Here is a 21,804-nt window from a genome sequence, read left to right on the forward strand (position 1 = left end):
CCCCTATTTCTTTCCACCTGAAACTCTGATTCTTGGGTCAACTAATCCATATACTATATCTACTACAAATAGTGAGAAAATAAATAAAAAAGAAATGAATATTGTTTGTCCCATAACCATTGGATAATCTCTATCGTTTATTGATGAAACGAAATATTGTCCTAGTCCAGGTATAGCAAATATACTTTCAATAACAAATGATCCTGTAAATATATTTGCAATTTGAGGTCCTAATAATGTTATAGCTGGAAGTATCGCATTTCTTATAACATGCTTCCATATTAAGCTTACCTTTGAAACACCTTTAGATTTTGCAGTTAATATATAATCTTGTCCTATTACATCAAGGCAATTTGCTCTCATATATCTTGCATAAGTCGCTATAGATCCAAAACTTAATGCTATAGTTGGAAGTACTGTGTATTTAAGTCCACTTATTCCAAATCCAGCCCAACCAGTTGATGGTAATAACATCCATTTAACTGTGAAGAAGAATTGTAATAATGACCCTATTACGAAACTAGGTACAGAAATACCTAAAATCGCTATAAACATAACTACATAATCAGGCCATTTTCCCCTATTAAACGCCGCTATAATACCTAATAAAATTCCTAAAGTAAATCCTATTGCTATAGCTTGTATTCCTATTTTAGCTGAAATCGGTGCATAACTTGCAATAGATTCTGTAACACTTCTTCCTGCATAAGTTATAGACTCTCCTAAATCTCCATGTAGTGCATTTGTTATAAATTTTTGATATTGCACTATTACTGGCTCATTCAAACCATACTTTTGATAATAGTTTGCCTTAATTTGCGGTGGCAAATTTCTAGCCATAGAAGCCAGTGGGTCACCTGGTATAGCATGTATTAACATAAATGTTATTGTTATAGCTATAAATAGCGTTACAAACATGTACCCCAGTCTTTTTAACGTAAATTTTAACATCACATCATCCCTCCATTAAAATAAAGTGCTTGCAACGAACTATTTTATAAGTTCGTTGCACTTTTATTGTAAAACACCCTTACTTTCTTCCAGAAGTATAAGCGTATTTATAATCATTTACTCCGAATAATGGATACATTACATCATGAACATATTTAGCTACGTAAGTGTTTCTCTTTCTATAAACCATTGGTGAAATAACTGCTTCTTTATATATTAATAGTTCTTCTGCTTGTTTAAATAGTGCCGCTCTTTCATTTTGGTCTGTAGAGTTTTGAGCTTTCTTAATCAATTCATCGTATTCTTCACTTTTCCAGTCAGTTGGCACAACCCCTGCTCCTGATATAAACATATCAAAGAATGTCATTGGATCATTGTAATCACCTTGCCATGCTGCTGCAGCCATTTGATAATCAAATTCTTTTGTTCTTTTCTGGAAGATTGGAAAATCAACCTGTTCCACTTGAACATTTACACCTAATACTTGACTATAATTTTGTTGTGCAAAATCAGAAAACTCTTTCGCCTCTGCATTAGTGCCAGACTGTAAGTACTTAAATGTATGTTTAGATGGGTCCGTATCTAAACCTAGTTCTTTTAATCCCTCTACTAACAATGCCTTTGGATCTGAATTTTCATCCTTCACCTTTTTAACAAAATCTTCTGATTTACTTCTAAATGTTTCCTCACCACTTTTTACTGCTGGTGGGCACCAAGCATATGCCGGTTCTGCTAAACCTTTAAATAAAGTTTGAACTGAGCCTTCTCTATCTGCAGCTATCATAAATGCCTTTCTTATCTTAGCATTTGACATATATTTATCCTTAGTATTAAAGAATGTATATGTTGTAGCCCCATCATAGTTATTTATAACATTAAAGTTTCCAGTTTCATCAAACTTTTTAATCCATTCTGGCTTAGATACACCACAAGTATCTAGTGACCCATTTAAAAGCTCACTCATTCTTGAAGGTACTTCCTTTATTATTTTCATTGTTAGTTTATCTAAACTTACTTTATCTTTATCCCAATATTGATCATTTTTTTCTAATACAAATTGGTTATTATGTGTCCACTCTGTAATTTTAAATGGTCCATTAAATATTAATGTATTCGCTTCAGAGCCATATTTTTCTTCATTTTGCTCTACAATATCTTGTCTTTGTGGTTGCATTACTTTAAAAGATGTTATTCCCAAGAAGTAAGCACATGGACTTTCTAGTGTAATTTCCAATGTTTTATCGTCAACTGCTTTAACTCCTAATTCTTCAATTGGTAACTTACTTGAATTCACTTGTTCCGCATTTTTTATCGGATATAATAAGAATGCGTAAGGTGAACCAGTTTCTGGTTTCATTGTTCTTTTTATTGAGTATTCAAAATCTTTAGCAGTAACAGGTTTTCCATCACTCCAATTAGAGTCTCTTAAGTTAAATGTCCACTTTAATCCATCCTCGGAAGTTGTCCAACTTTCTGCTACTCCTCCAGCAACTTGTTCCTTTCCATCTTTAGTTTCTGTTCTTGTTAATGCATCCATACATTGAACTAAAACCTCTGAAGAATAAGTATCAGAACTTTTAGAAACATCTAAGGTTTTTGGTTCCAATGTCAATACATTTAAATATTGCTCTGCATCCTTTGTTCCCTCTCCTACATTTTCTCCATTAGCACTTTCACTTCCACCACTTCCACAACCAGTAAGAGCTATAGATGCAGTTAAAGAAACTGCTAATATTGTTGCTAACATTCTTTTGCTTTTCATTATTAGTCCCCCTTATTTTGTGGCAATGAATTTAATTGCGTATTATATTTTGAATTTTTAGATAATTCCAATTAATTTTACGCCCTAAATCATAAAATTTTATTTTTATCTAAATTTTCAATTTATTAATATTTTAATTTTAAATATATTCATATTTTATATATATTTTTAAACACTGCCACTTAACTTTTATACTTAACTTTTTACCAAAATCCAAACAGAATTATTTGGAAATTTTTATTTTTTATAATACTATCACATCACTTTTCAATTGTCAAACAATTTAGTTTTCATTTGTTTATGAAATTTTATTACTTTTAATGATTTTTTCAAATTTTTTTTATTTTTCTAATGCTAAAAGTCATTAATTTTCTCTATTTTGGAAAAATTTATTTCTAATTTGTAAACATTGTTCTTTTTTCTACTATTATATTCAATATAGAATATACTTTTTACAATTTAATATTAATCATTTATTTTTTTAATATACTCTAATTGTTTTACAAATAATTAGTTTAAAGTTTATCTTTGAAACTATTATTTTTAAGCTGTGTTAAAATTAACTACTAATTATTTATTTTTCACTATTTGTTATTTAAATTTAAGTCATAATAAATATCCTCCTGATTTTTTTAATATTTTTTCTATTTTTTAACTTATTATATTTTATTTATATATATATTTATGTAAGTAATTATATTTATTATGCTTAAATTTAAAACTATTTTTTAATTTTTTTTTAACAATGACTGATTTAAAATGTATTTTATTTGTATACCGTTTACTATTTTAAAATAATTTTTTCTAACTTACACTTAGTATATTTTGTTTGTTATGTTAAGTTTTATATCTTTATTTTAAATTTTTCTGTTTTATTTTTAAAATTTATTTGTTTTTCATAAAAATTGCAATTTTTTTTAAAGCAACTTTTAACAATTCATACATTGTTTATTATTCTGTAAATTTATTACATGATTCTTTTTTTGTTTTATTTTAATTTTTTCTTTTTATTTTGCAATAGAATTTGAAATTAATTGCATTTTTTTCATAGTGCAATTGTTTTCATTCCTATTTTTTTATTTTTTATTCATATATATATATCTTTTTTTATATAATTATTTTAATATACTATATAGAAGCTAATATTTTTTATATTGTTTCATATATTTTAATATGCATATTTTTACAAAGGTATATAACTTTATTATGTAAAAATATATAATACTATTATAGAGAAATAAATTTTAATTCTAATATTAACAACTTAATTTTGGAGCTAATATATCAATTATATTTTCTCATGTAATACGGATTATAATATATATTTGAGGAGTGATTATTTTGAATTATAATGTAGCTGTTGTAGGTGCTACTGGTATGGTAGGAAGACAATTTATAAGTATATTGGAAGAAAGAAACTTTCCTATAGATAATATTTATTTCTTTTCTTCCAAACGTTCTGCAGGTAGTACTTTAGTTTTTAAAAATAAAAAAGTAATTGTAGAAGAATTAACAGAAGCTAATATTAAAAATAAAAAAATTACCTTTGCATTATTTTCAGCTGGTGGTGATACTAGTTTAAAATTTGCTAAAACTTTCGTAAAATATGGAGCTATAGTTATAGATAATAGTAGTGCTTTTAGAATGGACCCTGCCGTTCCATTAGTTGTTCCAGAAGTTAATTGGGAAGATATAAAAAATCACAAAGGTATAATTGCCAATCCTAATTGTTCTACAATACAAGCAATGGTAGCTTTAAAACCACTATATGATGTATATGGAATAGATAGAATCATATATTCAACTTACCAAGCTGTTTCTGGAGCTGGTCTAGGTGGATTTAAAGATCTTGAAAATGGTTCAAAAGGAGAAAGTCCTAAGAAATTTACATCTCCTATAGCTTTTAATTTAATACCACAAATAGACGTGTTCTTAGAGAATGGATACACTAAAGAAGAAATGAAAATGATAAATGAAACAAGAAAAATCTTTCATGATGATTCTTTAAAAATAACAGCAACTACTGTTAGAGTTCCTGTATATCATGGTCATAGTGAAAGTATTAATGTTGAACTAAAATCTTCTTTTAATATAGAAGATATATTTAAACTTTATGCCTCTTCTAAAGGTATAGTTTTAAAAGATGATATTGAAAATTGTATTTATCCTATGCCTATAGATGTTGCTGGGAAAGATGAAGTTTATGTTGGTAGAATTAGACGAGATTTTAGCACAGACAATGGAATCAATCTTTGGGTTGTTGCTGACAATATAAGAAAAGGTGCCGCACTAAATGCAATTCAAATTGCTGAAGTATTTATTGAAAAAAATCTTATTTAATTATATATTTTAGAAATATAAATTTATTTTAGAAAGGATTGTTAATATGAGTATTTTTAAAGGTTCTGGAGTAGCTATAATTACCCCTTTTACTAAAACAGGAGTTGACTTTAATAAATTAAAAGAATTATTGGAATGGCATATCTCTAATGATACAGATGCAATTATTATTTGTGGAACTACCGGTGAAGCTTCTACAATGACTGAAAAAGAAAAAAAAGATACAATAAAATTTACTGTTGATACTATAAATAAAAGAATTCCTGTAATTGCTGGTACTGGAAGTAACAATACAGCTTCTGCTATAGAAATGAGTAAATATGCTGAATCAGTGGGAGTAGATGGATTATTAGTTATAAATCCATATTATAATAAAACTAGCAAAAAAGGTCTTGTTGCACATTTTAAAGCTGTTAACGATAATGTAAATACACCAATAATAGTTTATAATGTACCAGGTAGAACTGGCATGAATATACCGCCTGAAGTATTAAAAGAAATATGTGAATTTAAAAATATAGTTGCAGTTAAAGAAGCTAGTGGAGATATGAGCCAAATTATAAAAATAAAAGCTCTATGTAAAGATAAACTAGATATTTATTCTGGAAATGATGATCAAATAGTTCCAATATTAGCTATGGGCGGTATAGGTGTTATATCTGTTCTTGCTAATGTGATTCCTAATAAAGTTCATAATATATGCAAATTATTTGAAGAGGGTAATGTTAATGACGCTCTACAGCTACAATTAGATACATTGGATTTATCTAACAATTTATTTATAGAAACTAATCCTATTCCTGTTAAAACAGCTCTTAATTTAATGAACAAAAATGTAGGTGATTTAAGATTACCACTTGTTGATATGGAAGATAAAAATAAGGAAGCTTTAAAATCTTCTTTATCTGCTCATAACTTATTATAAAATTTAAAGATTCTATATGCCCATAATTTAAAACCATATAGAATATAATCTTTAAATCATTTAGGAGGATACTATGATAAAAGTACTTTTAGTTGGATGTAGTGGAAAAATGGGAAAAATGATTTCTTCCACATCTAAAAACTTTAAAAATTTAGAAATAGTAGCTGGTATTGATAAATTTAATGATAACACTTTAAATTATCCAATATTTAATACTATATCTGATTGTAATATAGATATAGATGTAATTTTAGATTTTTCTAGACCAGATTCTTTAAAAGATATTTCAACTTTTGCACTTAAAAATAATAAACCTGTGATATTTTGTACTACAGGATATTCTAAAGAAGAAAAATCACAAATACTAGAATTATCTAATACTATTCCTATTTTCTATTCTGCAAATATGTCTATTGGTATAAATATAGTCAATTCTGTGTTAAAAAATATAAGTAATTTACTTTTCAAAGATTTTGATATAGAAATAATAGAAAAACATCATAATCAAAAAGTAGATGCACCTAGTGGTACCGCATTACTTCTTGCTAACACTATTAAAAATTCTATAGATTCAGATACTAATTTCATATATGGAAGAGAAGGAATCTCCAAAAGAGATGATAAAGAGATAGGTATACACACAGTTCGTGGTGGAAATATAGTTGGAGAACATGAAGTTATATTTGCTGGTGCCGGTGAAGTTATTTCAATAAAACATTCTGCTATTTCTAGAGAAGTTTTTGCAATAGGTGCATTAAGAGCCTGTGAATTTATGTTTAATAAATCTAAAGGTTTATACTCTATGGATAATATCGTAAATACTAATTTATAAAAAATATAGCTCTAGAGAATCTAGAGCTATATTTTTTTTATGAAATTTTCTAATTTTTTTAAAGCAGCTTTTAATTCCTCATTGCTATAACAATAAGATATTCTAATATATCCTTCGCCACCTTCTCCAAAAGCAGTTCCTGGAACTATTGCTACTTTTTCTTCATTTAAAAGTCTATGACAAAATTCTTCACTAGTCATATTAAATTTTCTTATTGATGGGAATATGTAAAAAGCCCCTTCTGGTCTGCACACCTTAAATCCCATATCTTTCAATCGCGTATATACATAATCTCTTCTCTTTTTAAATTCTAATTTCATAGTTTCAACATCTTTAAGACCATATTTTAATCCTGACAAAGCCCCATACTGACTTATAGATGTAGCACAAGATACATTATATTGATGTACCTTTAGTATATTTTTCATAATATCTTTTGTAGTACATATATATCCTATTCTTAAACCAGTCATAGAAAACATCTTAGAAAAACCACTAACCATTATTATCTTTTCTCTTATATCATAACACTGACTTATAGAATAATAGTCACCATAACAAAGAGATGCATAAATTTCATCACTTATAACTATAATATCATTTTCCTTTATTATGTTATGCAAGCTTTCCCTTTCCTCTAATGTAAGTATACTTCCACAAGGATTACTTGGACATGATAATACTAATATCTTAGGTTTGTGAGTATTAATCATTTCCTTCAAATGACTAATATTTATAGTAAAATCCTCATTCAAATTGTAATTTACTATTTCACCACCTACGATTTTAGTTATACTTTCATATGCAGGATATGCTATATTAGGTATTAATACTTTATCTCCACTATTTATAAGTGCCATAAAAGTGCTCATAAGACCTTCACTACCACCTACTGTAATGCATATTTCATCTTCTTCATACTCTATACTATTATTTTTTAAGTATGCACTTATTTCTTGTCTAAGCTCTAATATCCCAGCATTTGGTGTATATGTAGTTTTATTTTCCTCAACTGCTTTTAAAACTCCATTTTTCACTGATTCTGGCATTGGAAAATCTGGTTGACCTAGCGTTAATGATATTGCATCATTAACCTTTAAAACCTTATTATAAAATTTTCTTATACCTGATATCTCTACTTTTTCTATATTTTTGCAAAAAATATTATCCATCTTTAATTACCCCAATTCTATATTAAAATTCTATTCCTTTTCTAGCTGGAACTCCTTCATTATAATAATGCTTAACTTCTTTCATCTCCGTTATAAGATTTGCCTTTTCTGCTATTTTTTCAGGAAGATCTCTTCCAGTGATTATAAGTTCCATATCTTTAGGCTTATTATCCATAATGTATATTATCTGTTCTTCTGTTAAAAGTTTATTTGTTACAGCACCAATCACTTCATCTAATATCAAAATATCACATGTTCTATTTTTTATAGTATCTAAACAAAAATTATATGCTTCTCTTATTTCTAGCTTTAATTGTTGTTTTTCTTCTTCATTTAAAGTCCAGAAAAATCCTTTAGTCTTTTCAAACCTAAATATATTAAAATATGGAGCCATTTTTTTAGCACTTTCAAGCTCACCTGTATTTCCTGTTTTCAAAAACTGAACAACATATACAGTGTATTTATTCCCTGCTGCTCTAGTTGCTAAACCCATAGCTGCAGTAGTTTTACCTTTTCCATTTCCTGTATATATTTGAATATATCCTTCTTTTAAATTTCCCAAAATTATTTCCTCCTACTTCATTATATATGTATTTTAAATCTAATTGTAAAATACTATTCATTTTTTATAAAAACCTTTAATTTTATAGTTTTTAAAAATTTTATTTCATAAATATATAAATTGAATTTATGTTGATAATTTATAATGGTTACTGTATAGTTTTATATTAACGTATAAAGTTTTTTATAAAAACAAATAAATATTACATATATGTCTTTAAATAATTTTTATTTTATTATATCATTTATGTTGTGAGTATTAACTAATGAAAGGAGTTATATATATGAATTATAATTTAACAGATCCATATGAGATAGCTAGATTTATAAAAGAATCAAAAAAAGCTACTCCAGTAAAAGTATATGTAAATGGTGATTTAAGCAATTGTAAATTTGATAACATAGAATGTTATGGCCATGGAAATTTTTACATATTATTTGGAAACTATGATGAGGTTAAAGATTTCTTAGATAAAAATAATAGTATAATCAATAATTTTAGAGTAGAAAATGATAGAAGAAATTCTGCAATTCCTATGCTAGATATGAAAGATATAAATGCTAGAATAGAACCAGGCGCTATAATTAGAGATAAAGTTAGTATTGGTAAAAATGCGGTTGTAATGATGGGTGCAGTTATTAATATTGGTGCTGAAATTGGTGAAGAGAGCATGGTTGATATGAATGCAGTAATAGGTGCTAGAGGAAAACTAGGTAAAAGAGTTCATCTTGGAGCTGGTGCTGTAGTTGCTGGGGTTTTAGAACCACCTAGCAAATCTTCATGTGAAATTGGAGATAATTCTCTAATTGGTGCTAATGCCGTTATACTTGAAGGTGTAAAAATTGGTGCAAACTCTGTTGTAGCAGCAGGTTCTGTTGTTACTGAAGATGTACCTGACAATGTAGTTGTTGCAGGTTGCCCTGCTAAAATTATTAAATCTGTAGATAATAAAACTAAAGGAAAAACTGAACTGTTAGATGATCTTAGAAAATAAAAAAGGTGCACAGCACCTTTTTTTATTTTCTATATTACATCTTGAATTTTTTCACTATCATTACAATCTTTATTTTCATTATCTTCCATATCAAATTCCTTATTTTCTGTATCACAAATAGCTATATCACTTTCGTCTTCTTCAACTCTTTCCATTTTTGATATAGAAACTTCATATGCTATTTTTTTAACTACTTCAGTATCAGATATTCTTTTTTGATACTCTCTACTTTGAACTCTTCCCCAAATTCTTATGTTATCGCCAACTTCTAAACTCCTACAGAACCTTGAATTTCTTCCCCATGCAATAGTAGGTATATAATCTGACTTGTTATATAATCTATTTACTGCTAATAACATATCTGCAATTTCTCTACCAAAAGGAGTTGTCCTATATATAGGCTCTTTACATATATATCCATCTAAGAAAATTTGATTTGGGTTTTTACTTTTTTCTTTTAACTCTCTAATATCTCTAGCAAAAACAGTTAATATAAGTCTATTAGATCCATCTACAAATTTATTATAAGATCTTAACTGTCCTTCTACTATTAATTCTGTTCCTAAATTCATATCTATACCAGTTGTAAGTCTTTCTGAAACTGTTATATTTAAAATATCAGTAGTATCACTTAATCTTGGAACTTCTAAACTAAAATTATAAAACCCTTCTCCATACATTTCATGACTAAATTCTAATCCTGATATAATTTTACCCTCTAAATAAATTTTGTTATTCAACATTGTATTGTCCATAGTAACCCCTCTTTCCCTTAGTTCAGTTTAGTTTTATATCATAGTATATTCTTCTTATCCGATAACTATGACCAATTTTATGAAAATTCTTATAATTCTTAATTTTATACCTTTAATCATTTGTTTCCATTATAATACAAATAGTATTTCTATGCAATGTATTATTTGTTTTTTATTTGCCTTCCATTACCATCTATTTTGTATCCATCATCATAGATTAAGTCTGTGATGGTAACAAATTCGTACCCTTCTTTTGATAATTTTTCTAAAACCATTGCTAAGGATTGTGGCGTATATTTTGCATTATGAAATAGTACTATAGATCCTTCTTTAGCTTTTTTTAGAACTCTTTCTGCTTCAATTTCTGCACCTTCACCTTTCCAATCTATACTATCTACATTCCATTGTATACATTTTCTACCTGTTTTCTCTACAATATCTAATGCCATATCATTAAATGCACCTTCTGGAAATCTAAAAGTTTTACTGGTTTTATTAGTAACATCTAATAATTTTGCGTCAGTTATATCCAGTTCTTTTATTATTTTTTCTTTTGATATAGAAGTCATATTTGGATGTTTATTACTATGATTTCCTAATTCATGCCCCCTTTTATCAATTTCTTTTACTTCTTCTGGAAAATCATCTATCCAAAGGCCAACCATATAAAATGTAGCTTTAGCATTGTACTTATCTAGAACATCTAAAATTTCATCTATATTGTTTTCTCCCCAGGTAGTATCAAATGTTATAGCTATCTTTTTCTCTTTTGTTTCAACTGAATAAATAGGCAACTTTTTATTGCTTTGCGAAACCACCTGAAGAGTGCTTGTACTACTTATTCCTATAATAGTAAGTCCAATAATCATAAGTATTGATAAAGTAATTATGAATCTTTTTTCCCCCTTAAATATCTCTATCCCCTCCATAAAATTAACTACCTAGTTCAATTAAATATTATTCAAATCTGATTCACTATATTACTAAAACTATTTTAATTTTTAATATAAATATAATGAAATAATTTTTAATCATTGATATAATGTAATATGAACTTAATTTTCACATTACATTTTAAAATATATTTAAGAACACTTTTAAAATGAATACATGCTCAAAATTACTTTATTAATAGAGAAAACATTTAAAATCAACCTTTAATGTTCATAAAATAATTTTAATTTAATGTGAATTTAATTATTTTATTAAAATAAAAATAATTAACTGGGTTACTTTATATAATATAAATATATAGGGCTCCAAAATTGCAAAGTATGAATTTTGGATACCCATAAGGTAAATACTACTTTTAATTAACTTAAGTATAAGAAAATGTTTAAAACATTCTTATAACTTATAAATTAATTGAGTAAGTATTTTACTATAATATTAATATAAATATAAGCTATTAAATAATTAAACTTATATTTTATTGATAAGTCTTTACTTTTATTCAAAGGAGGAAATTGAATGTTTGAAGATTCTATGAACTTAGCAGAGAATAAATTATTATTATTATATATTCTAAATAAAATCAAACTTCCTATTTCCAATATGCAAATTACAGAAATAATTTTAGAAAATAACTTTATGAATTATTTCACGCTACAGCAATATATAGTAGAACTGACCTCTGCAAATCTTTTAAAACATATTACTGACCACGGGAAAGATAGGCTAGTTATTGCTGATAACGGAAAAGAAGTTCTTTCATTATTTGAAAACAGAATCTCTAAAGAAAAACTTTCTCAGCTTGAAGAATATATGGAACATAAAATCTCTAGTATAAAAAAAGAGCTTACTGTAACTGCTGATTATACTATAGAAAATAAAAATAGTTATTTAGTTAATTTAATTGCTTCTGAAAATGATACAACACTTATAGATTTAAAAGTTAGTGTGGCTTCTAATAAGCAAGCTAGAGAACTTTGTTATAGATGGAAATCTAATTCTTCAGATTTATATACAAAAATTATTAATGCATTAATTGACGAAGATTAAACTTAAATTTTAATCATTCCTTTGGGCTCAAAATTTAAAGGAATGATTTTTTTACTTTTACTTATTTTATCTATTTTTATCAATTGATTATAATATATATCTTCAACATATATATTTTTTTCATCCACCAGAATATCTTTTAATATACCTCCTATTTCTATTTCATCAACTTTTTTTAATTTTGTAATATCAACAATTGTTATTGTTCCATCGCCAAAATTTGATATATAACAATAATTATTATAACAACACATATCTATAGGTATATTACCTATAGTTATACTAGCTATTTTATTATCTTTTAGCGATATAACTTTTAATTCACCCTTTGTCTCCTCGCCCATATTACTTTCACATACTAATATTTTTTCACCATTTTCATACCATAAAGCTTTTACAGGATAATTACCTACCTTCATATTTTTTATTTTTTCTTTTTCTTTTAAATTTATTATGCTTATATCATTACTTAAAGTATTTGCTACAACAATACTATTATTTTCTGGTGAAAAGTCTAAACTATGAGGTGATATACCACAGCTTATTACTTCTACTAGTTCTTTAGATAAAATATCAAAACATACTATGGTGTTAGATTCTTCACAAATTATATATAACTTATCGCCTATTAACCCCATATGACTACATCCTGATCCTATATAAAATTCTTCTATACCTCCATCATTTTTAAACAAATATATTTTATTGTTTTCAAAACTAGATATTATAAATGCTTTGTTATCAATACATATATTAAACGGTTTTATTTTTTCATGATAATTTAATTCTATAGGTTTTTCTAAAGTAAAATCATTAATATTTATTTTATCTATCCTATCGCTAGCAGAATTACAAATATAAAGATAACTCAAAAAATCACCTCCTCACAAGACATAAATATTTTAAAACTTACACATATAAGTCTATTACTTTTATACATATATCTTATGTTAAGGTGATTTATTATGATACAGTTTTTGTCATTTTTCGATTTATTAGGCATGTGAAAATAAATAATAGACCAAAGATTTGAAGCATATTAGTCTATTATTTATTTGATTATGCCTTACTTAAAATTTCTAATTATTTTTCTCATATCTCCAATCATATATAAAGATCCACTTATTAATAATAAATCTTCATCTTCACAGTATGATAAAGCTTTTTTATAAGCCTCTTCATAAGTTTTTATAGCTTCACAATCAATTTCTAACCTATCTATCTCTTTTTTTAATTCTGTTGCTAATTCTGCCCTTTCACTATTAGGGGTAACACAAATTACTTTATATGCATTAGGTGCTATAACATCTACCATATCCTTAACTTGTTTATCTGCTAATATCCCCAATATTAATACCATCTTTTTATAGTGAAAATATTTTTTTATACTTTCATCTAATTTTTTTATTCCATCTATGTTATGTGCACCATCTATGACTACCATAGGACTACTATTCATAATTTCTAGTCTTGCTGGCCATTTAACTTTTTTTAATCCTTCTATTATATTTTTTTTAGATATATTAACTCCTAATTTTATAAGTTCTTTTGCTGCATAGATTGCTACAGTAGAATTAGATATCTGATGAGTTCCTAATAATGCTAAATCGTACTCTTGCAACATATCATCTTTAATTAATATATGTTGTGCTAAATTTTTTTCCTCATCTATAGTAATTACTTTATCAAATTCTGCAATATCATTTGGTACTTTTATAAGCGGAGCATTTTTATCTTTTGCAACACTTTCAACAACTAGTTCTACTTCTTTTTTTTGTGGAAATAATACAATCGGTGTATTCTCTTTTATTATACCTGCCTTTTCATAGGCTATTTTTTCAATTGTATCACCTAATATCTGTGTATGGTCATAACTTATAGAACCTATTATACTTAAAATTGGATTTATAACATTTGTAGAATCTAATCTTCCTCCAAGACCTACTTCCACTACTACAAAATCAACATTTTTATTATAGAAATATAAAAATCCACAGCAGGTTATTATTTCAAACTCTGTTGGATTTCCATATCCACATTCACAAACTTTTTCTACTGCTTCTTTAACCTTAGAAACTATATAACACAAGTCATCTTTAGTTATATTTTTTCTATTTATTTGTATTCTTTCTTCGAATTCTTCTATATAAGGCGATATATACGTTCCCACAGCATAACCACTATCCATAAGAATTGAAGTTAACATTGCTGTTGTAGACCCTTTACCATTAGTTCCTGCAACATGAATTGTTTTTATTTTTTTATGGGGATTCCCTAAAAACTCTAATAATTTTTCTGTTCTTTCAAGCCCATATTTACTTCCAAATTTAGCTGTTTCTTTTATATATCTAATAGCTTCTTCATAATTCATTTGTAAGCCCCCCGTCTTTAAGTAACGTAAAATTCTTAATTTATCTATATATGATTTTATCATATTTAATACATTTAATATAGAAAAAACCTTGTATGTATAACTCTTTTTATTCTTAAACTGAAACAATATAAAACCTATTTAAAAGAACTTTTCACCAATTTATTTTCTTAATTTATAAAACTGTATTCATATAAGGTTCCAAGTTAAGTTTTAAAGTTATTCATTTATCAAATGAGAAAACTCAAATTAATATTTTATCAATAACTAACAAATTATTTTAGTCAAAAGTTAAGAGTGAATAGTGAACAGTTGTGGTTATTACTACTCACTTCGTTCCTAGTAATTCTCAACGTATCTTTTTAATTTGGTCTTATCTAAAAATTTAAACAAGCAATACCTCTAAACATTGGCTCCATAACAAATGGGACAGGCACGATAAGGTCTATTTTCTCCGCTAACACTTGATGCTCTTCTAGTTTTATATTTTTCTACTAATAAATCAAAGCCAGTCCCGAACACCTGAATAAGCAATTATCCAAAATTTTTACGCCTTCACAAGAGGGACAGACGCGTAATTGGCTACTTTGCTATACTTTGGGCTAGATGCTTTTGTTGATTTTAGTTTTTCTCCAATAGTACTCGAAGTCGGTCCCGAACAACTACGCAGCAAAGCTGCTATTTTAGGACCGGCTTTGATTGCTTTAGGTTTTATTGATAATCTTTCGATTTCACTGTAAAAATAACTTATGGAAAATTCACTTTGGTATACCTGTCCTTCTTGTTACAGTGGTACACTTAGCTGCTAAACTTTCTTCAATTTTTCTTTCAACCTCAAGTTTTACTCCATTCAATTCAAAAGAAACTGGTGATCCAGTTTCATCCGACATTGTCAATTATATAATTGTTACGGCTGTACATTTTAAAAATATTATATATTTTTAGTTAAGAGCTAAGAGTGGATAGTTAACAGTTATTGTGGTTATTTTTCTCAACTGATAACAAAATTTAATGTGAATTTTATTTTAGAAAAAATGAAATAGCCCTTATAATTAATCATAAGGACTATTTCCAAATTATTTTATATATTATTTAGTTAAGTTTTCTATACTCTCAAGTACAGCATTATACATTTCTTTGTATTTTTCACCTTTTGCCTTTTCTTCTTCTACAACAGCAGCTGGTGCTTTTGATACAAATCTCTCATTAGATAATTTTTTTTCTACTCTTTCAATTTCTGATTTTAACTTAACTTTTTCTTTGTTTAATCTTTCAAGTTCTTTTTCTAAATCTACAAGTTCTAATAGTGGCATATATATTTCAGCACCTTTAGATACTACTGTTACAACATTTTCTGGTGCATCATCTTTAGAGTTTATTAATATAACTTCACTTGCTGAAGCCAACTTTTCAAAGTATGGAACTCCCTCTTTAAAAGGCTCTGATACTTCTGTTGCATAAATATAAGTTTTTGCTTTTCTTGAAGGTGGAACATTCATTTCACTTCTAGCATTCCTTGTATTTTTAATAGCATCTATAATATAATTCATATATTCTTCTGCTTTTTCATCTTTTAATTCTTCTTCAAATTCTGGCCAATTAGAAATTGTTATTGATTCTGAATCCTCTTTTAAGTGAGTATATATTTCTTCTGTTATAAATGGCATTACTGGATGAAGTAATTTTAATCCAGCTACTAATACATCATTTAATACATTTAATGTAACACCTTTAGCTTCATCATCATCACTATATAATACAGGTTTTACAAGTTCAATATACCAATCACAGAATTCTGTCCACATAAAGTCATATACTTTTTGAAGTGCAACTCCAAGTTCAAATTTCTCTATATTATCAGTAACTTCTTTGATAATAGAGTTCATTCTTGATAATATCCATTTATCTGCTATTGAGTAATTAGTACAATCTTTGTATTTTTCCATTAAATTTTCATCAAAGTTCATCATAACAAATCTTGAAGCGTTCCATATTTTATTTGCAAAATTTCTTGCAGCTTCAACTCTTGACTCATAGAATCTTATATCACTTCCAGGAGCATTTCCTGTTACTAATGAGAATCTTAATGCATCAGCACCATAATTTTCTATTACTTCTAATGGATCTACTCCATTTCCTAAAGACTTAGACATTTTTATTCCTTGATCATCCCTAACAATTCCATGCATAAGAACATTTTCAAATGGTACTTGATCCATATTATAAAGTCCTGAGAATATCATTCTAGCTACCCAGAAGAATATTATGTCATATCCAGTTACTAATGTGTTTGTTGGATAGAAATAACTTAAGTCCTCTGATTTTTCTGGCCAACCTAATGTTGAAAACGGCCATAATGCAGAACTGAACCAAGTATCAAGTACATCCTTATCTTGTTCTACATTTGAAGAGTTACATTTTGAACAAGCTGTAACATCGTCTACAGATACTGTTAACGCTCCACAGTCTTTACAATACCAAACAGGAATTCTATGACCCCACCATAATTGTCTTGAAACACACCAATCTTGAATGTTTTCCATCCAGTTAAAGTATATTTTATCAAATCTTTCTGGTATAAACTTAGTTTCTTTTTCTTTTACAGCCTTTATTGCAGGCTCTGCTAAAACATCCATTTTTACGTACCATTGCTTTGATAACATTGGTTCTACAACTGTTTTACATCTATCATGTATCCCTACATTATGACTATGCTCTTTAATCTTAACAAGATATCCTTCTTTCTCTAATTCTTCTACTATAAGTTTTCTTGCTTCATATCTATCAAGACCAGAAAATTTTCCATAACCTTCACTTATCTTACCATTTTCCTCTAAAACAACTATCTCAGGTAATTTATGCCTTTTACCAACTTGATAATCATTAGGATCATGTGCTGGAGTTATTTTAACTGCACCTGTACCAAATTCAACGTCAACATAATCATCTGCCACTATTGGAATTTCTCTATCTACTAGTGGTAACTTAAGCATTTTTCCTACTAAGTGAGCATATCTTTCATCTTTTGGATTAACTGCTACTGCTGTATCTCCAAGTAAAGTTTCTGGTCTTGTAGTTGCTATTTCTATTTTTTCATCACTACCTACTACTGGGTAATTTATATGCCAGAAATGTCCACCTTGCTCTTCATATTCTATTTCAGCATCTGAAAGTGCTGTCATACATTTAGGACACCAGTTTGTTATTCTATTCCCTTGGTACATAAGTCCTTCATTATAAAGTTTTACGAAAACTTCTCTAACTGCCTTACTAACCCCTTCATCCATTGTGAACGTTTCACGAGTAAAGTCTGCAGAACAACCCATTTTTTTAAGTTGTGTTCTTATTCTCTCTCTATATTCTTCTGACCACTCCCAAACTTTTTCCAAAAATGCTTCTCTACCCATTTCTTTTTTCTTTAAACCTTTTTCAAGTAAAGCATTTTCTACTTTAACTTCTGTTGCTATACTTGCATGATCTTGTCCAGGAAGCCATAAAGTACTATATCCTTGCATTCTCTTAGTTCTTATTAATATGTCTTGAAGTGTATTATCAAGAGCATGACCTAAATGTAATTGTCCAGTTATATTTGGTGGTGGCATTATTATTGTATATGGTTTTTTACTTTTATCAACTTCAGGTGTGAAAAATTTCTTTTCTTCCCACCATTTATACAATCTTTCTTCAAACTCTTTCGGATCATAATTTTTTGCTAATTCTTTATTATTTTCCATAATAAATCCTCCTCTTCTTAATCTGTTTTTGTTTTTACAAAGCTAAATTTTCAATGTATATACTTAAATTTCATAATTTATAAAACAAAAAAAAGAGCTCTTTCATCCAAAAGGACGAAAAAACTCGTGGTACCACCTTTTTTCCCTGCAAAAACAGGCTCATATAAATTAACGATTTGACAACCGTCTCTATCTACTAAAGTTCAATAAAGAAGCTCCAAAGCTACCTTCAGATTATTCCATATAGAAAACCTTTCATCCTAGAGTTTTCCTCTCTTTGATACTTCCAAATCCTACTCCTCTTTTTCAATGCTTTTATTTTAAATATTATTTTTAATAATTATATATTAGTTTTGCTATAAAAGTCAACAGAGTAAATCTAATTACACTATAGTTATGTATACAAGTTTAGTAAAACATTACAAATAATGATTTCAATATTTACTATTTAAATTTAGAGTTTATATTTTATAGTATTACCAAAATACTAAATTAAATTGTAAATTTGTTATTAATTATATTTAAGTATGTATAAATTAAGTGTTATTGTCAATTATTACAAATGTAATTATATTTTTATTTGGGAGGTCTCGTATGAAATATTTTGAAAAAGCTAATGATCTTTATAATAAAAAACAATATGAACACGCAATAAATTTTTATAAAAAATCTATTGAAACTAAAGAAAATGAAGCTGCTTCCCTTTATAATACAGCAGTATGTTTTATTAAATTAAAAGAATTTGATAAAGCTATTATAAATTTACATAATGCATTAAATTTCAAAAAGGAAAGCTCCTATTTCTTTAATCTTGGCTATTGTTATGCAATGATTAATGAAAAAAATAAGGCACTAAATTATTTTAATATTGCATGGTCATTAAATCCTAAAGATGCTGAGTGTGAAAAAGCTATTAATTTAATTCTAAAATCGTACCTTCACAAAGCATCTTCATAAAAAACATAAAATAACTAGTCAAAATCTATTGATATTTGAATTTTTATAGAAACTATATTGAAGCAAAACTTTTCTTATATAAATTATAAGGCAGTTCATTATTCCATACAAAGTTAATTTTACATTAAACTTTTTCTATAAAACATCAATAGTATTGACTAGTTTTTTTACCATTCTCCTACAACTTTAGAATTTCTATGGTCATTTTTAAAATTATTATTATCAAAGTAATTTCCACCAGAATAAAATGTTGTATCTACATTTATCCATCTACCACTTGATTGATCATAAAACTCATTCCATGAATGATTTACCCATTGCTCACCGTTAAAGCCTTCACCTATAACCATTCTAACTTGTATATCATTCGCCCTACACATCGCCACAAATAAGCATGCATAGTCAAAACATACACCTTTTCCTGTATTAAAAGCTTCTATAGCTCCTGATTTTACTATTTTTAAATTATTTGATATAACTTCTGTTGCCTTTTCATCATCATATTTTATATTATTACCTATCCAATTATAAATGTCTTCTGCCTTTTCATAGGTACTTTCATTTTCTTTTACAATGGATAAAGCTGTTTTATTTATAGCAGCACTAGATTTAACTCCTTCATCCAAAGTAATTCCATTGTAATAAATTACAGCTTTTCTATCTAAGTATTCATTAAAAACACTTTTATCATTTTTACTAATATCTGTATCTTCAACAATTATCTTAAAAGATTCATTTACTACTTGAGGCAAATTTTTAACTACATTTGAATTTATCACTGGATTTACCACATTTTTTGATACATAGGTATATATTTGTGATTCTTCTAATGTATTCATATACTTTGGATTTTTATTAAACATAGCTCCAAAACTCAATAAAAAACATAATATAACTAAGTTGCAAATTGCCTTAGGACTTTGAAATAGCGCACCATATATCCTTCTGGATAAATTAGATTTTCTTTTTAAACTACTATCAATAGCCTCCAATATTGGAGTTAATATTATATTACTAACAACCCATAAAATAAATACAATAATCACTTGAATTATCAATATAAAAGATATTGTAACAGCAATTCTAGTAACAAAAATATTTTTAGTACATAAATTCATTATCCAGTTTGGTAAGTATTCATAAATATTATTAAACTTACCTTCATTATGCATTTGAAAAATAATCCATACATTTTTACTACCTATTATTATAGAAAATATCAATGCTAAACTAGTAAAGATAGAATTTATTACCTCTTTTAACGCTTCTGTTGAATTTTTTTTAAGAAATCCTATGATAATAGGATATATTAACACTGCTATTAATATTATATTTACCACATTACTTTTCAGAATGTAACACCACCTTTTATTTATATAGTTTTAAGTTTATATTCTCTAATTTAAATAAACTAGTAATTCAGTTTCATCCTAAACCATTAATTAATTATAGTTATATTTATCTTTTTCTAGCTAATAACAAAAATTTAAAGAGTAATTTAAATTTTGCTTATTTCCCCATCTATTATAATCTATGCATTATAATATTTCTTTTAATATAGTCTTTATTTCATCATATTTGTATCCACGTCTTAATAAATAATCATATAATTTTTTGTATAATTTTTCTTTATTAGCTTCTGATTTTTTTAAAACATTTAATCTTTTCAATGCTAAATCATGCAGTTCCTCAAAGTTTACTTCTTTTTGTTCTACAGTTTCAGAAAAATCATCACAAGTTATAATACTATTTACAACTTTATTTATTATACTAAAATCATATCCATTTCTTAAAAGATAATCACTTAATTTCTTTTTCAATTTTAAATAATTTTTTTCACTTTTAATTAAAGTTTTATATTTCTTTTCCCCTAATTTTAACGCTGTTAACTCTTCTTGTTCATTAGAAATCGTATTTAATTTACTTTCTATAACCTCTTCACTTATACCTTTATTTACTAATGAAAATTTTATTTTTGATTTCCCGTGAACCTTAATTTTATCTTTTATATAAAGTTCTGCATACCTTACGTCATCAACAAATGAATATTCTTTTAAAAATTCTATCACTCTTTGTATAGTTTTATCATCATATTCTTTACTTAGTAATTTATCATACATCTCTTTTTCTGTTTTATAAGATCTTTCTAAAATCTTTAATGCAGCATTTTTAGCCTTTATATAATTATCTTCCTCTACAACTTCTATAATCTTATTTTTGTCTAATTCTAAACCTTTTTTCAAATTATGATAATAAACCAATTCATTGCTACAAGCAAATAAAAATTCGTCATTAACATATACATTTACTCTATCTTTATTATTTTTTTGAACTTGAATTTTACTTATAATGTATTTCATAATAGATTTTATTAGTATCCTTTCTTTAATATCTATATCTCCTTAATATTTATAAGCAGACAATCCTCTATTTAAAATATTTCACTTC

Annotated in this window: 18 protein-coding genes and 1 other annotated feature; of the genes, 6 read left to right on the forward strand and 12 right to left on the reverse strand. The window is 26.8% G+C overall.

Annotation, left to right across the window (positions count from 1 at the left end):
- Window positions 1-3 precede the first annotated feature (3 nt).
- On the reverse strand, window positions 4-951 hold the full coding sequence (locus tag KQI36_RS03720) for an ABC transporter permease (protein ID WP_010293103.1): 948 nt from the start codon (window positions 949-951) through the stop codon (window positions 4-6).
- Between the two features lie 79 nt (window positions 952-1,030).
- Window positions 1,031-2,713, reverse strand: coding sequence for a peptide ABC transporter substrate-binding protein (locus KQI36_RS03725; protein ID WP_216449650.1), 1,683 nt, complete (start codon window positions 2,711-2,713; stop codon window positions 1,031-1,033).
- A gap of 1,341 nt (window positions 2,714-4,054) precedes the next feature.
- Here KQI36_RS03725 and KQI36_RS03730 point away from each other — a divergent pair.
- The 3 genes from KQI36_RS03730 (at window position 4,055) to dapB (ending at window position 6,810) form a co-directional block, all read left to right on the forward strand.
- Entirely contained in the window at window positions 4,055-5,053 is a 999-nt protein-coding gene (locus tag KQI36_RS03730) for an aspartate-semialdehyde dehydrogenase (RefSeq protein WP_216449651.1), read from the forward strand.
- Between the two features lie 46 nt (window positions 5,054-5,099).
- Complete coding sequence (dapA, locus tag KQI36_RS03735) at window positions 5,100-5,978, forward strand: 4-hydroxy-tetrahydrodipicolinate synthase (protein WP_216449652.1); 879 nt, start codon at window positions 5,100-5,102, stop codon at window positions 5,976-5,978.
- A gap of 73 nt (window positions 5,979-6,051) precedes the next feature.
- On the forward strand, window positions 6,052-6,810 hold the full coding sequence (dapB, locus tag KQI36_RS03740; RefSeq protein ID WP_216449653.1) for a 4-hydroxy-tetrahydrodipicolinate reductase: 759 nt from the start codon (window positions 6,052-6,054) through the stop codon (window positions 6,808-6,810).
- 26 nt (window positions 6,811-6,836) lie between these two features.
- Here the strand turns inward: dapB and KQI36_RS03745 are convergent, their stop codons facing one another.
- Both KQI36_RS03745 and KQI36_RS03750 read right to left on the reverse strand, forming a co-directional pair.
- Window positions 6,837-7,982: a pyridoxal phosphate-dependent aminotransferase gene (locus tag KQI36_RS03745; RefSeq protein ID WP_216449654.1), complete on the reverse strand. Its 1,146-nt coding sequence runs from the start codon at window positions 7,980-7,982 to the stop codon at window positions 6,837-6,839.
- A 22-nt stretch (window positions 7,983-8,004) separates the two neighbouring features.
- Window positions 8,005-8,544: a cob(I)yrinic acid a,c-diamide adenosyltransferase gene (locus tag KQI36_RS03750; RefSeq protein ID WP_216449655.1), complete on the reverse strand. Its 540-nt coding sequence runs from the start codon at window positions 8,542-8,544 to the stop codon at window positions 8,005-8,007.
- A 283-nt stretch (window positions 8,545-8,827) separates the two neighbouring features.
- On the opposite strand from KQI36_RS03750, the gene dapD reads away from it, so the two are divergent.
- Window positions 8,828-9,538: a 2,3,4,5-tetrahydropyridine-2,6-dicarboxylate N-acetyltransferase gene (gene dapD / locus KQI36_RS03755; RefSeq protein WP_216449656.1), complete on the forward strand. Its 711-nt coding sequence runs from the start codon at window positions 8,828-8,830 to the stop codon at window positions 9,536-9,538.
- 29 nt (window positions 9,539-9,567) lie between these two features.
- Here dapD and KQI36_RS03760 read toward each other — a convergent pair whose 3' ends face one another.
- Window positions 9,568-10,293 (reverse strand): single-stranded DNA-binding protein, encoded by a 726-nt coding sequence (locus KQI36_RS03760; RefSeq protein WP_216449657.1) that lies wholly within the window; start codon window positions 10,291-10,293, stop codon window positions 9,568-9,570.
- Window positions 10,294-10,454: 161 nt separating this feature from the next.
- Window positions 10,455-11,222, reverse strand: a complete 768-nt coding sequence (locus KQI36_RS03765; protein WP_216449658.1) for a polysaccharide deacetylase family protein — start codon at window positions 11,220-11,222, stop codon at window positions 10,455-10,457.
- Window positions 11,223-11,763: 541 nt separating this feature from the next.
- Here KQI36_RS03765 and KQI36_RS03770 point away from each other — a divergent pair.
- Entirely contained in the window at window positions 11,764-12,294 is a 531-nt protein-coding gene (locus KQI36_RS03770) for a DUF4364 family protein (RefSeq protein WP_010293119.1), read from the forward strand.
- Window positions 12,295-12,296: 2 nt separating this feature from the next.
- Here KQI36_RS03770 and KQI36_RS03775 read toward each other — a convergent pair whose 3' ends face one another.
- The 4 genes from KQI36_RS03775 to KQI36_RS03785 form a co-directional block, all read right to left on the reverse strand.
- Window positions 12,297-13,166 carry a YncE family protein gene (locus KQI36_RS03775; RefSeq protein WP_216449659.1) on the reverse strand — a complete coding sequence of 290 codons (870 nt, stop codon included), beginning with the start codon at window positions 13,164-13,166 and terminating at the stop codon, window positions 12,297-12,299.
- A 194-nt stretch (window positions 13,167-13,360) separates the two neighbouring features.
- Window positions 13,361-14,665: a bifunctional folylpolyglutamate synthase/dihydrofolate synthase gene (locus KQI36_RS03780; RefSeq protein WP_216449660.1), complete on the reverse strand. Its 1,305-nt coding sequence runs from the start codon at window positions 14,663-14,665 to the stop codon at window positions 13,361-13,363.
- 758 nt (window positions 14,666-15,423) lie between these two features.
- Entirely contained in the window at window positions 15,424-15,555 is a 132-nt protein-coding gene (locus KQI36_RS17830) for a hypothetical protein (RefSeq protein WP_280527023.1), read from the reverse strand.
- Window positions 15,556-15,753: 198 nt separating this feature from the next.
- A complete protein-coding gene (locus KQI36_RS03785; protein WP_216449661.1) occupies window positions 15,754-18,399 on the reverse strand; it encodes a valine--tRNA ligase in 2,646 nt (881 codons plus the stop codon).
- 107 nt (window positions 18,400-18,506) lie between these two features.
- Window positions 18,507-18,718: a binding site (T-box leader), on the reverse strand.
- 275 nt (window positions 18,719-18,993) lie between these two features.
- Here KQI36_RS03785 and KQI36_RS03790 point away from each other — a divergent pair.
- Entirely contained in the window at window positions 18,994-19,356 is a 363-nt protein-coding gene (locus KQI36_RS03790) for a tetratricopeptide repeat protein (RefSeq protein WP_010293130.1), read from the forward strand.
- Window positions 19,357-19,523: 167 nt separating this feature from the next.
- Here the strand turns inward: KQI36_RS03790 and KQI36_RS17905 are convergent, their stop codons facing one another.
- The gene (locus KQI36_RS17905) at window positions 19,524-20,696 is read right to left on the reverse strand and encodes a transglutaminase domain-containing protein (RefSeq protein ID WP_216449662.1); all 1,173 of its coding nucleotides are present in this window, start codon (window positions 20,694-20,696) and stop codon (window positions 19,524-19,526) included.
- A 198-nt stretch (window positions 20,697-20,894) separates the two neighbouring features.
- A complete protein-coding gene (recX, locus tag KQI36_RS03800) occupies window positions 20,895-21,716 on the reverse strand; it encodes a recombination regulator RecX (RefSeq protein ID WP_216449663.1) in 822 nt (273 codons plus the stop codon).
- Window positions 21,717-21,804 lie beyond the last annotated feature (88 nt).

This window comes from Clostridium senegalense (assembly GCF_018916625.1).
Taxonomy (GTDB): Bacteria; Bacillota; Clostridia; order Clostridiales; family Clostridiaceae; genus Clostridium_J; species Clostridium_J senegalense.